Source organism: Streptococcus sanguinis (genome assembly GCF_900475275.1).
Taxonomy (GTDB): Bacteria; Bacillota; Bacilli; order Lactobacillales; family Streptococcaceae; genus Streptococcus; species Streptococcus sanguinis_N.
Genome location: NZ_LS483364.1, coordinates 306802 through 320071 on the forward strand (window position 1 = coordinate 306802; position 13270 = coordinate 320071).

A 13270-nucleotide genomic window follows, 5' to 3' on the forward strand; every position below is an offset into this window, starting at 1 on the left:
TTCTATGCTGATAAGATTTTTAGGAGATAATGATGGATGTCAATGAAAAAGAAATAGGGTTTGAAAGTAAAAAAATATCAGAAATATTGAAATGGGATAGGCTAACAATACCAAGTTATCAAAGACCTTATAAATGGAACAGAAAGCATGTCCGAAATCTTTTTTATGATTTACGAGATGCTATGGGAAAAAAGGAATATCAAGTTGGCTCTGTTATCTTGCATGAGAATGATGGATGCCTAGATATTGTAGATGGCCAGCAACGATTGCTTTCCATTTCGCTATTTCTTTATGCTTTAGGTAGAGATAAAGAATTTAAAGGAGCAAGAAATTTACTTGAAGCTGACTTTGGAGAACTATCTTGCTATAATGCTTACGAAAATTTTAATGAATGGAAGAATTTAATCCAACTTGTAGGCGAGAAAGAAGCTGAACAGGTGTGTAGTTTTCTACTTGAAAATTGTTCTGTCTCGGTGATTACTATGCCACAGGAACGATTATCAGAGGCCTTTCAGCTGTTTGATTCACAAAATAATCGTGGAAAATCTCTAGAACCTCACGATTTACTCAAAGCTTATCATCTTCGTAAGCAAGATTCAGAAGATGAAAAGATTGTTGAAAAGTGGGAACAGTTTGTGGAGGATAAAGATTTAAGCCTCAAAGACTTATTTGACAAACATCTCTTTCGCATGAGACGTTGGTCTCGGGGAGAGACAGGACTAACAAACAAGCTTTATGGTTCTTGTCTGCGTTTTACAGAGGATTTTATCGATGATTTTAAAGGTGTTGATTTAAATCAGAACTTTCCATATCTGGAATTGTATCGCCACATTGAAAATCTTCCTATGTCAATTACCATGCCTATTATTGATGGAAGTAAATTTTTTGAATATATCGAATCTGCCCATCATACTATTAAAGATTATAAAGTTTTTTTAAATGAAAAGTTAGGGGGTTCTGATGAGCCTGAGAGGGAAGAAGAAAATTTAACTTACCCAGAAGGTATGTTGAAAATTTACAATAGCTCAAAGGGACGCTATCTCAAGTGCCACAATATGTTCCTAAATATTTGTTTGCTTTTTGCAGAGAGATTTGGAAAAGAAGAGCTATCAAAGGAAATAGTAGAGACTTTGTTTATTTGGTCTTATTACCCCCGTGTTAAATCTCGAGCTATATATGATGCAACGGTAGGAAAATATGCTGCTGGTGGAAGGTTTAGACAAAAAGAGGTTCAAAAACTATTCCAACTTTTAGCCCATGCTGTAACTCCAAATGATTTCATGGTCAAGATAGATCGAGAATTATTTGAAAATTATACTGTGGAGCAGATTATAGAGGAGGAAAAAGAGAAATGGTAGAAACACATATAAGCTTATCAGTTAATCGTTTGTTAAATGAAGATAGCTATGCTATTCCTCTTTATCAGAGAAATTTCGCCTGGACTTATGATGAAATAGAGCAATTATTGAACGATGTAGCAGATGCTTTTCAAGAAAAAAGAGAAAACTACTATATTGGAACATTAGTCGTTAATGAAGAGAATGGTATTTTCAAAATCATAGATGGGCAACAGCGGACAACAGCCCTTAATTTGATTGCCTTAGCTTTGAAACATGAGTTTGGTTTTAATCGATTGAATGCTGTCAATCTTACTTTCCCAGCTAGGAAGAAGTCAAATGAGAATATTCAAAAGTTATTCACCAAGCAAAAAATTTCTGAGAATGATGAAAATGAGCTGACTAGAGGTTACAGACATGCTTATGACGCATTGAAAAAAGTACTAGAGGAGCGGCAATTTGAATCTCAATCTTTCTTTAATTATCTTTTTGATAAAGTCATTATTTTTCGCAGTCTTCTTCCTAATGATTTAGATTTGAATCTCTATTTCGAACGTTTCAACTCTCGAGGAGAACAACTAGAGGCCCATGAAATTCTTAAGGCGCAAATGATGGATAAGTTTGGTGAAGATCAAGAAATGGCGCAAAAATTCGCAAGAATTTGGGATGCCTGCTCAGAATTTGATAAGCCGGTATTAAAAGCTTTTCAAATTCGAAGTAGACCAAATAATCCTGATGAAGAGGGGGAGAAAATTTTTGGGAGAGAATATGCTAATTTCAAATTGCAAGAAGTATTTGATAAGATAGGAGTTGATAAGGTAGAGACAAAAAGTTTACTAGAGGCTATTTCTGAGGACAAATCTGAGAGGGGGAGAGCAGTAAGTAAAGAGTCAGATATTTCAAACTATACTACTGTAATTGATTTTCCAACGTTTTTGTTTCAAGTGTTTTTCATCATGGAAGGAAGTAATGAAACTACATTTGATGATAAAAAATTATTGAAAATTTTTGAAATTGAACGACGAGATAGAGAATGGGTCCAACAATTTGGACAACTACTTCTGACTATAAAGCATATATTTGATACGCTTATCGTAAAAAATGCCCAATTAGAAAATGAAACCGAATGGCAAATCAAATGTGGTCAGTATGAGACATATCAACGAAATGAAAATGGTGGATGGAAATATGTTCGAATTAATTTTCAAAAAAATACTTTTGACAATTTAAACAAAAACATCATTCTCCTCCAATCTATGTTTGCTGTGACCTTTACTGCTAATCGTGATAGTCGTTGGTTATATGAGATTTTGCAATTCCTCTTTAACCATATTGAAGAGTTAAATGATCAAGAATTTGGTGCTCAGTTTAAAGATTTTCTTGAAAAAATGGCAGTGAGATATGCTGAAGAAAGATTGTTTGCTGAGGATGGAAGTATAAAGAAATACGGGGATATTCCTGTTTATGCATTTAACTTTGTGGATTATGTTTTATGGAAAAATCGTGCCGAATTAGAGAAAGAGTACAAGGATATTAAATTTGATAATTTCAAATTTGCATATCGTCGTTCCATAGAGCATTGGTTCCCTCAGAATCCAAATGGGCATGATGGAGAAAGCCAATTACCTGCTGAATTTTTGCATTCCTTTGGCAATCTTTGTATCATTACAGATAGTCAGAATTCTAAGTTTGGTAATTCCTATCCAGAGTCTAAACTAACACAATGGAAGAGAGAAGATATCTTCAAGCGTCAGAGCTTAAAACTACAAATAATGGCTGCCATAACGGAAAAGACTGAATGGAAATCAGATCAGGTTCTAGGGTTGGAAAATGAGATTATGCCTATGGTAAGCAAATTTATAGAAAATAAAAAGTAAGTTGTCAGATCTAGATAATTTAAGAGGCTAATGTATATCTAATAGATTTACATTGGCTTTCTTTTTTGTTAAAATAGTCTATAGAAAGAAGGTGAGAGTATGTCAAAGACTAGTATGAGTATCCGCTTGGACAGCGAGGTCAAGGAGCAGGCTCAACAGGTTTTCAACAGCTTGGGCATGGATATGACAACGGCTATCAATATTTTTCTTCGTCAGGCTATTCAGTACCAAGGGCTACCCTTTGATGTCAGACTGGATGAAAGTCGGAAGCTGATGGAAGTATTGGGGGATTTAGATCAAAATAGGAATATGAGTCAGTCTTTTGTGAGTGTCTCAGACTTGATGGAGAATTTACGTGCTTAAGATTCGTTATCATAAACAGTTTAAAAAAGATTTTAAGTTGGCTATGAAGCGTGGACTTAAGGCAGAATTGTTAGAAGAAGTCTTAGAGTTTTTGATTCAGGAAAAGGAACTTCCTGCCAAATATCGAGATCATCAACTGACAGCATCCAAGCACTTTAAAGGAGTGCGAGAATGCCATATCCAGCCAGATTGGCTCTTGGTTTATAAAGTGGATAAGGAAGAATTGATTTTAAACTTGCTTAGGACAGGCAGTCATAGTGATTTATTTTAATCTATTAAAAGATAATTGAGGATTCTGAAGACGCTAGTACAAGTAAGAGTTCATACCTTAGAATTATGATTTAGAAAGGACTCTCTCATGAAACTTAGAATAAATGCCGAAGATAAGCCAGTGCAAAAGGTGTTTGATTACCAGTTGGATCTTGATTCAGATACGATTTTGAAAATGACCGCTTTGATTTGCGGTACGGTAGCAGAGGTTAGCCTACTGTCCCTGTTTAAAGAGAATTAACAAAAGAAAAGGAGAAGCAGCATGGTTCTGCCAAATTTTAAAGAAAACTTAGAAAAATACGCTAAACTATTGGTTGCCAATGGTATCAATGTGCAGCCGGGTCACACGGTGGCGCTCAATATTGATGTGGAGCAGCGTGAGCTGGCTCACTTGATTGTCAAGGAAGCCTATGCTCTGGGTGCTCACGAGGTCATCGTCCAGTGGGCGGATGATTTGACTACGCGGGAGAAATTCCTCCATGCACCGATGGAGCGCTTGGACAATGTTCCAGACTATAAGGTGGCTGAGATGAACTATCTCCTCGAAAAGAAAGCCAGCCGCTTGGGCGTTCGTTCATCTGACCCAGGAGCTTTAAATGGCGTGGATGCCGAGAAATTATCGGCTTCTGCTAAGGCTATGGGGATAGCCATGAAGCCGATGCGGATTGCAACCCAATCCAATAAAGTCAGCTGGACAGTCGCTGCAGCAGCCGGTACAGACTGGGCTAAGAAGGTCTTTCCAAACGCAGCCAGTGATGAGGAAGCGGTAGACTTGCTTTGGGATCAGATTTTCAAAACCTGCCGTGTCTATGAGAATGATCCAGTAGCCGCTTGGCAGGCGCATGAAGAAAAACTCAGCTCAAAAGCTAAGGTTTTAAACGAGGAGCAATTCACAGCTCTGCACTACACAGCTCCTGGAACTGACTTGACATTGGGCTTGCCCAAGAACCATCACTGGGAGTCAGCTGGCAGTCTAAATGCTCAGGGCGAGTATTTCATTGCCAACATGCCGACAGAAGAGGTCTTTACAGCACCGGACTTCCGCCGAGCTGAAGGTTATGTGACTAGCACCAAGCCTCTCAGCTACAATGGCAACATCATCGAAGGCATCAAGGTGACCTTCAAGGATGGCCAGATTGTGGACATTACTGCTGAAAAGGGCGATCAAGTTATGAAGGATCTTGTCTTTGAAAATGCTGGTGCGCGTGCTTTAGGTGAGTGTGCCTTGGTACCAGATCCAAGTCCGATTTCTCAGTCAGGCATTACTTTCTTCAATACTCTCTTTGATGAAAATGCCTCTAACCACTTGGCTATTGGTGCAGCTTATGCGACCAGTGTGGTCGGCGGAGAGAATTTCTCTGAAGAAGAGCTAGAAGCAGCGGGTCTCAACCGCTCGGATGTCCATGTGGACTTTATGATTGGCTCAAATCAGATGGATATTGACGGTATTCGAGAAGACGGCAGCCGTGTGCCAATCTTCCGCAATGGAGACTGGGCACTCTAAGATTTCAAGCTGCCTTAAATGGCGCATTCCATAATGACAGCTTCCACTTGCTTCTTGAGAAGCCTTGCTAGAAATATAGAAAGAAGGGGAATATATGATTGGTAGTATGTTTGTCGGTTTTATCATCGGCCTTATCGCCGGGGCTATTACCAGCCGCGGGGAGCGCATGGGCTGTATCGGAAAGATCCTCTTGGGTTGGTTTGGTTCCTTGGTCGGTCAGTTTCTTTTTGGCAACTGGGGACCAATGCTTGCTGATACAGCTATTGTTCCATCAGTGCTAGGAGCGGTTATCCTCTTGGCTATTTTCTGGAGACGGGATAGTTAGAATAGAAAAAATACCTAGATAGTTTCTATCTAGGTATTTTCGATAATGATATGCAAGTTATTTACTCAATCACCAACATGCCGTCTTTGACTGCAAATGGGTCTTTTTCATTGATGCGGTCATAGAACATGATGCCGTTGATATGGTCGATTTCATGCTGAACAACAATGGCGTTATAGCCCTTGAGCTTGATACGATGCTTTTGACCGTCCTTGTCAAAGTAATCCACGGTGACTCGCGCATGCCGAACTACGTAGCCCGGTACTTCTCGATCGACTGATAGGCAGCCTTCACCATCAGCTAAAGCCGCATCCTGAACGGAATGGGCTACAATCTTAGGATTGTACATCAGTGTTTGCAGGCTATAAGCTTCCTTAGGCGGATTTCCCTCTTCGTCCTCAGGGTTGGGAACTAAAACAGCGATGAGCCGTTTGGAAATATCCAGCTGGGGAGCAGCTAGACCAACACCGCCTCGCAGCCCCATTTTTTCTGCCATGACTGGGTCCTGGGAATGCTTGAGAAATTGCATCATCTTCTCGCCCAGAATGATTTCCTGGTCTGATAGAGGGAAGCTGACTTCCTCAGCGATAGCGCGCAGGGTTGGATTGCCCTCGCGGATAATATCCTTCATATCAATTAAATGGGCTGGTTTGGTTAATCGTTCAATAACAGATGTTTTTTCACTCACAGACATGATTCTCTCCTTTTTCTATCCTTCATCATAACATAAAACCTCCAAGAAATAAAGGCGGGAGCGGTTTTGACTGGCTGGTAGTGCCTGATTTTAAATGAAGCCACAGCGACCCATAATATTCCTGACAAAGAAATTGCGTCTTGGCCCAAAAAACTGTATGATAGAGGTAGTGTGAATTTTAAAGGAAAATAGAATGAAAAAATTGATGGAAAAGGTGAGTATCCTCTCGCTTTCTTTGATTCTGACGACGGCTTTTTCGATTTCCAGTGCCCAGTCGGCCATGTTTGCTTTTTATAAGGAGATTCCAGAAAGTTGGGTAGAACTTCTGGTTTCCTTGCCTTCGGCTGGGATTATGCTGATGTTGCTGTTTAATAGAGTCATTGAGAAATACCTGACAGAGCGTCAGATGATTGTGAGTGGGCTTCTGATTTTTTCACTTTGCGGGCTTCTTCCTCTACTTAGTCAGTCTTACTGGCTTATGTTTGCCTCTCGGATTGTCTTTGGGATGGGAATCGGTCTGCTCAATGCCAAGGCTATCTCGATTGTTAGCGAGCGCTACAAGGGACAGGAACGCGTTCGGCTTTTAGGACTGAGGGGATCAGCAGAAGTAGTCGGGACAGCTTTCTTGACTTTTGGCGTCAGTCTACTTCTTCCTCTCGGCTGGCAGGCTGCCTTTCTCGTCTATACCTTTGGACTGGTGGTTTTAGCGTTTTATCTGCTTTTTGTCCCTTATGACAAGGTCTCTGAAAAGCAGCAAGAACAGTCTGAATCGACTCCTAAGCTAAGCCAGCAGGATTGGCAGTTAAGTCTAGCTTTTGCCTTTGTGGCGGGGGTTATTGTGCTGACCTATATCGCCATCAATGTGCGGGTGCCGGGGATTGTAGAGAAGTCTGGCATGGGGACACCCCAAACTGCAGGCATGATTCTTTCCTTGATGCAGTTGATTGGGATTGCAGCGGGCATCAGCTTTGCCAGTTTGACCCGTCTTTTTAGAGATAAACTGCTGATGCTTTCTGGTCTGGTTTTTGGCCTGACTCAGATTATTATTGGCTTCTCACCAAATCTCTTGTCACTCAGCTTTGCTACTATTAGCGCCGGCTTTGTCTATAGTGTCGGTCTGACGACCATTTTTTACACCCTATCCGAGCGCATTTCCGCCCACCTACTCAATCAAGCCACTTCTATCGTGATTTTAGGCTGCAGTATCGGAGCAACGGCCACTACATTTGTCCTCAGTTTCATCGGGAGCTTCTCCAATGCTCCAGCCTTTATCTTCAGCGTTTTGGGTATGGCTATGATTCTGACCTCGCTCTTTGTTCTAAGATTTAGCAAAGAAAAGAGCGGCATGGCTTCAGGAAGTTAGGAGGTTATACGATGCGTCTGGATAAATTTTTAGCAGAAAATGGTCTGGGCTCACGTGCTCAGGTCAAGCAGCTTCTAAAGAAAGGGCTGGTTTTGGTCAATGGCAGAGCAGAGAAATCACCTAAGACCCAGATTGATGAGGCAGCAGATGACATTGTCGTTTCTGGCCAAAGGCTGACTTATGAGAAATTCGTCTACTACCTTCTCAACAAGCCGCAGGGAGTCATTTCGGCGACAGAGGATGACCGTCATCAGACGGTTCTGGACTTGCTGGATGAGACTGCCCGTCAGAAAGAAGTCTTTCCTGTCGGCCGCTTGGATATTGATACCCACGGCCTGCTCCTTCTGACCAATAATGGCAAGCTAGCCCATGCCATGTTGTCACCCAAAAAGCACGTAGAAAAAATCTACCGAGCTCAAGTGGCTGGCCTGATGGAGCAAGCAGATGTAGAGCGATTTGCTGCAGGAATAGAACTGAAAGACTTCACCTGTCAGCCAGCTCAGCTCAAGATTTTAGAGCTGGATGAGGCAAAAGAGACTTCTCTCGTAGAAATTACCCTAGCGGAAGGTAAATTCCACCAGGTCAAGCGCATGGTGGCTGCCTGCGGAAAAGAAGTCACGGATCTTCAGCGCCTCACGATGGGGCCCCTACAGTTGGATCCTGCATTGGCTCTTGGAGAATGGCGGAGATTGACTATTGATGAATTAGAACGTTTAACAATTTTTAAAGTCGAGCTTTAAAATCCAGCACCTAATGAATAGGTGCTGGGTTTTAATTTACGCCGTTTTTGGGATGTATTCAAAAATTACTATATATCTTAGGCACAATTCTTTTGATAATTTCCTGATGACAATTGGACTGAATTTTGATTGAAAACGCTAACTATTTTGTTTATACTAATAATATAGGAGGGCTAGAAGTGTTATCAAATGAGCTCATTGAAAAATTTCAGCTTTTATCCAAATATTCAGATTCTTCTCTTGAGGAAATGGAAAAACTTCTAAAAATTAATCGTAAATATCTTATTCTGCAAATTGAAAAAATTAACGATGTTTTAGAATCTTTTCATTTTCCAGTTATTGAGGTGAAAGGAGGACGAATTAGAACTCCGGCAGTATCCTTGAATAGCCTTTTTGAAAAGATATCTCATCATACAGGTGACTATCTTTTTCATGAAGAGCGCTTAGAAATGATTGTGCTTTACATTCTGTTGGCTCAGCACTTTGTATCCAATCAGCATTTACAGAATCTATTGCAGATGAGCAGAAATTCAGTCCTGTCGGATATAAAAAGGCTTAAGCAACATTTACTTTCTTATCAGATAGAACTGTCTTATACTCGTAAACAGGGATATTTTTTAGCAGGAAAAACAAAAAAGCTCATTTATCTATTAGAGAAGACATTGAGTGAGCTTTTGTCAATAGCGAGTGGGCGCTGGGTACTTCGATATTTGCTTGAAGATTGTGGTCTAGAGCTTAATGATGGGGAAGTTGCAGACAGACTCGTTTTACTCGGAAAAAAGTATAACATTCATTTTTTGTCTGAAAAAACGAAAGAAGTAAGCTGTCTTATCGCTATTTTAAAAGCGGGGAGTTTAAAAATATGTCCTGACGATGATATTGTCTTAGGAGAGATATATACAAATTCTTTGTTTGATTTATGTGAAGAACTATTACAAACTTACCCAGAGTTGGCAGGCAAAAAGAATTTTATCTTTTCTCGCTTGCTAGGTTGTACAGAAGGAAATCTTCAAGTTTTTTCTGACCAAAGGGTATTTGAGTTGATGGAAGATATAATAGAACAGGTCAAAGCTCATACAGGAGCAGATTTTTCTCAATCTCCTCAATTTCGTCAAAATTTATACTCGCATCTTTATCCAGCGTATTATCGCCTGTTATTTGATATTCCTTTAATAAATCCATTGAAAGAACAGATTAAAGCAGATTTTGGCTCACTCTACTATTTGGTAAAACGAAGTCTTATTCCTTTAGAAGAATACGTAGGCAAACTATTAAGTGATGATGAGGTAGCTTACTTCACGATTCATTTTGGTGGATATTTAGAGGGAGAGTATAAGAAAGATAGTATACAAACTTTAAGGGCTTTGAGTATCTGTCCAAATGGAGTGAGTTCTTCCCTGATTCTTCAGGCGGAATTAAAGCATCTTTTTCCAAATATGATGTTTAAGCCTGTTCACCAGCTTGATGAAGCTAAAAAGATAGACATTGAAGAATATGACCTTGCTTTTTCAACAGTTCCGTTTGAATCAGAAAGACCAGTCTATATACTGCAGCCTGTTATGAAGGCTGTTGAAAAGACCATGTTAAAACGCAGAGTCATCAGTCAATTTTCTTGGATTGAAACTCAAGGAATTTCCTTAGACGGGTTGATAGAAATTATAGAGCGACATACAACGATTCATCACTATCCTGAGCTAATGAGAGAACTATCGAATTACTTGATAGGCTGGCAACAAGGTCAGACGAGAGGAGGATATGGTTTGACAGAATTATTAAAAAAAGAATTTATTCAACAGACTAATCAGGTCAAGGATTGGAAAGAAGCTATTTCTTTGGCAGCTGCACCTTTGCTGAGGGAAAATTATATTGAGCAGTCTTATATTGAAGGAATGATTGCTTCTGTGGAGAAGTTAGGAGCCTATATTGTACTAGCACCGAAAGTCGCTGTTCCTCACGCTGCTCCTGATTTGGGGGTAAACAAGGTAGGAATGAGCTTGCTGCAGGTGGCAGAGCCAGTTGATTTTGATGTAAAAGGAGATGAGGAAAAACAAGTTCAGTTGATTTTTGTACTTGCCGCCATTGATTCAACTGCGCATTTGAAAGCTTTACAAGAGCTTGCTATGATTTTAGATGACGATGAGTCCATAGAACAGTTAATTGCAGCAGAAAATCCAGATGAAATAATGGAAATCATTACCGAAACAATAAAGAATGGAGAAAAAGATGATTAAAATTGTCACAGTTTGTGGAAATGGTATTGGCAGCAGCTTACTTCTTCGGATGAAAGTAGAAGCCATTGCCAAAGATTTAGGAATAGAAGTAGAAGCGGAATCTTGTGATTCTAATGCAGCGGTCGGGAAGGGAGCGGACCTATATGTGACAGTGAAAGAATTTCAAGATATCTTTCCTGAGGGAACAAAGGTTTGTATAGTTAAGAGCTATACAAATCGCAAAAAAATCGAAGCAGACCTTGTTCCTGTATTAGAAGAAATGAGAAATCAATAAGAAGAAAGAATGGAGGTTCAGCCATGAATGGTATACTCACGCTGTTTCAAAATATCTTAAGTGAACCAGCCTTTTTAATGGGACTGATAGCTTTTGTTGGTTTAGTAGCTCTTCGAACTCCAAGTCATAAAGTTTTGACTGGAACACTAGGGCCGATTCTAGGGTATTTAATGTTAGCCGCTGGAGCAGGAGTTATTCAAAATAATTTATCTCCTTTAGCTAGTTTGATTGAAAAAGGGTTTGGTATTACAGGTGTTGTTCCCAATAATGAAGCTGTAACATCAGTTGCTCAGAAAATACTGGGTGTTGAGACGATGACAATTCTCATTGTTGGCTTATTGCTAAATTTATTATTTGCTCGTTTTACTCGCTTTAAATACATCTTTTTAACAGGGCATCATAGTTTCTTTATGGCTTGTTTATTGTCAGCCGTTTTAGGAGCAATTGGCTTTAAAGGAGCTGCCATGATTGCAGTAGGAGGATTTATATTAGGTGCTTGGTCAGCTATTTCTCCAGCTATTGGACAGAAATATACTCTTCAGGTAACGGACGGAGACGAGATTGCAATGGGACATTTTGGCAGTCTGGGTTACTATCTCTCAGCCTGGATTGGATCTAAGGTAGGAAAAGGCAGCACCAGTACAGAGGAGTTAAAAATTTCAGAAAAATGGAGTTTTCTTCGCAATACTACTATATCAACAGGTATTGTCATGGTTATCTTTTATCTGATAGCAACAATTGCTTGTCTGATTCGTAGTCCTAAAACAGTTGAAGAGTTAGCAGCTGGTAAGAATCCTTTTATATTTGCTATCGTCAGCGGTCTAACTTTTGCGGTTGGTGTCGCTATTGTATATGCAGGGGTACGGATGATACTTGCTGATTTGATTCCTGCTTTTCAAGGTATCGCTACTAAGCTTATTCCGAATGCTGTACCAGCTGTGGACTGTGCTGTATTCTTCCCTTATGCGCCTACAGCAGTTATTATTGGTTTTGCCTTTAGCTTTTTAGGTGGACTGATTGGCATGTTCATTCTGGGAGCAATAGGTGGTGTGCTGATTATTCCCGGTATGGTTCCTCACTTTTTCTGTGGTGCAACAGCGGGAATCTATGGTAATGCAACTGGAGGACGCAAGGGAGCTGTTTTAGGTTCTTTTGTAAACGGTCTATTCTTAGCCTTTTTACCTGCAGCAGTTTTGCCAGTATTAGGTGAACTAGGTTTTGCAAATACGACCTTTGGTGATTTTGACTTTGGTGTATTTGGTATTTTGTTAGGTCGTGTAGGAGATTCTGTTGGTCAAGTTGGTATTTATGTGATAGTAGCAGTTCTAGCTGTTATATTGCTTTTACCAAATTTCCTCAGCAGATCAGATACAGCACTGAATAATGTTTGCGACGAAGAAGAATAAGAGGGCGAATGATGGCACGAAAATTATCTATTAAAGTTTATTCAGATGGCGCAGTTTTGGAAACTATGCTAAAGGATCTAAATTCTGGTTTGGTATCGGGATTTACCACTAATCCTAGCTTAATGAAGAAAGCAGGTATCACCAGCTATATAGGATTCGCTAAAGAAGTATTAAAGGATATTAAGGAATTTCACGTTTCTTTTGAAGTGTTTGCTGATGACATTGAAACAATGGAAAAAGAAGCAGAAAAAATAGCCTCACTGGGAGAGAATGTTTATGTAAAAATACCTGTGACAAATTCTAAAGGGGAATCAACTGTTGATTTAATGAAACGTCTAGCAGCAAAAGGTGTTAAAATCAATGCTACAGCTATTTTCACTCTTGAACAAGTTCGCGAGGTAGTTGGAGCTTTGAAGGCAGGTACTCCAGGGATAGTGTCAGTTTTTGCTGGACGTATCGCAGATACGGGTGTGGATCCTGTGCCGATTATGAAAGAAGCACTGTCTATTTGTCGTCAAAAAGACGGAGTAGAGTTGTTGTGGGCTAGTCCGCGCGAAACCTATAATATTTATCAAGCGGATGAGTTAGGGGTTGATATTATTACCTGTACCTCAGATTTGATTCAAAAATTATCGTTAAATGGTAAAGATTTGACAGAATATTCCCTAGAAACAGTTCAGATGTTTTTGAAAGATAGTACTAGTCTTGGTTTTAAAATCTTAGATGACTGATTAAATATTTTAAAATCCTAACCTTAAACCCCAGTTCTTAATGAAGTAGTGCTGGGGTTTTAATTTGTTTCCTTGACCGAGGCAGAGATACTTTCTTTAGAAATCTTTGGGGTTGAATTGTAAATAACATAGTACTTCACAGTTATTTTTTTGCA

At 39.7% G+C, this 13270-nt stretch carries 14 protein-coding genes; 13 read left to right on the top strand and 1 reads right to left on the bottom strand.

Features of this window, described 5'->3' with window-relative positions:
- The first annotated feature begins 29 nt into the window (after window positions 1-29).
- From DQM55_RS01630 to DQM55_RS01655, 7 genes are all read left to right on the top strand, one after another.
- Window positions 30-1358, top strand: coding sequence for a DUF262 domain-containing protein (locus DQM55_RS01630; protein WP_111675272.1), 1329 nt, complete (start codon window positions 30-32; stop codon window positions 1356-1358).
- Window positions 1352-3214 (top strand): DUF262 domain-containing protein, encoded by a 1863-nt coding sequence (locus tag DQM55_RS01635; RefSeq protein WP_111675273.1) that lies wholly within the window; start codon window positions 1352-1354, stop codon window positions 3212-3214. Before DQM55_RS01630 ends, DQM55_RS01635 begins: the two co-directional genes overlap by 7 nt.
- Before the next feature lie 99 nt (window positions 3215-3313).
- The gene (locus DQM55_RS01640; RefSeq protein ID WP_111675274.1) at window positions 3314-3577 is read left to right on the top strand and encodes a type II toxin-antitoxin system RelB/DinJ family antitoxin; all 264 of its coding nucleotides are present in this window, start codon (window positions 3314-3316) and stop codon (window positions 3575-3577) included.
- A complete protein-coding gene (locus tag DQM55_RS01645; RefSeq protein ID WP_101771932.1) occupies window positions 3570-3848 on the top strand; it encodes a type II toxin-antitoxin system YafQ family toxin in 279 nt (92 codons plus the stop codon). The genes DQM55_RS01640 and DQM55_RS01645 overlap by 8 nt, the downstream gene beginning before the upstream one ends.
- Before the next feature lie 87 nt (window positions 3849-3935).
- Window positions 3936-4088 (top strand): hypothetical protein, encoded by a 153-nt coding sequence (locus DQM55_RS11720; protein WP_172454700.1) that lies wholly within the window; start codon window positions 3936-3938, stop codon window positions 4086-4088.
- A 21-nt stretch (window positions 4089-4109) separates the two neighbouring features.
- The gene (locus tag DQM55_RS01650) at window positions 4110-5351 is read left to right on the top strand and encodes an aminopeptidase (protein ID WP_111675275.1); all 1242 of its coding nucleotides are present in this window, start codon (window positions 4110-4112) and stop codon (window positions 5349-5351) included.
- Between the two features lie 94 nt (window positions 5352-5445).
- Window positions 5446-5676, top strand: coding sequence for a GlsB/YeaQ/YmgE family stress response membrane protein (locus DQM55_RS01655; RefSeq protein WP_111675276.1), 231 nt, complete (start codon window positions 5446-5448; stop codon window positions 5674-5676).
- A 61-nt stretch (window positions 5677-5737) separates the two neighbouring features.
- Here DQM55_RS01655 and def read toward each other — a convergent pair whose 3' ends face one another.
- Window positions 5738-6370, bottom strand: a complete 633-nt coding sequence (def, locus tag DQM55_RS01660) for a peptide deformylase (protein WP_111675277.1) — start codon at window positions 6368-6370, stop codon at window positions 5738-5740.
- Between the two features lie 193 nt (window positions 6371-6563).
- On the opposite strand from def, the gene DQM55_RS01670 reads away from it, so the two are divergent.
- The 6 genes from DQM55_RS01670 to DQM55_RS01695 all read left to right on the top strand — a co-directional run bounded on the left by DQM55_RS01670 (window position 6564) and on the right by DQM55_RS01695 (window position 13115).
- Window positions 6564-7733, top strand: a complete 1170-nt coding sequence (locus DQM55_RS01670) for an MFS transporter (RefSeq protein WP_111675278.1) — start codon at window positions 6564-6566, stop codon at window positions 7731-7733.
- A gap of 11 nt (window positions 7734-7744) precedes the next feature.
- A complete protein-coding gene (locus DQM55_RS01675) occupies window positions 7745-8473 on the top strand; it encodes a pseudouridine synthase (RefSeq protein ID WP_111675279.1) in 729 nt (242 codons plus the stop codon).
- Between the two features lie 179 nt (window positions 8474-8652).
- Complete coding sequence (locus DQM55_RS01680; RefSeq protein WP_231909444.1) at window positions 8653-10704, top strand: BglG family transcription antiterminator; 2052 nt, start codon at window positions 8653-8655, stop codon at window positions 10702-10704.
- Window positions 10697-10978 (top strand): PTS sugar transporter subunit IIB, encoded by a 282-nt coding sequence (locus DQM55_RS01685; protein ID WP_032908242.1) that lies wholly within the window; start codon window positions 10697-10699, stop codon window positions 10976-10978. The genes DQM55_RS01680 and DQM55_RS01685 overlap by 8 nt, the downstream gene beginning before the upstream one ends.
- A gap of 23 nt (window positions 10979-11001) precedes the next feature.
- Window positions 11002-12384, top strand: a complete 1383-nt coding sequence (locus DQM55_RS01690) for a PTS ascorbate transporter subunit IIC (protein WP_002926060.1) — start codon at window positions 11002-11004, stop codon at window positions 12382-12384.
- An 8-nt stretch (window positions 12385-12392) separates the two neighbouring features.
- A complete protein-coding gene (locus DQM55_RS01695; RefSeq protein ID WP_111675281.1) occupies window positions 12393-13115 on the top strand; it encodes a transaldolase in 723 nt (240 codons plus the stop codon).
- Window positions 13116-13270 lie beyond the last annotated feature (155 nt).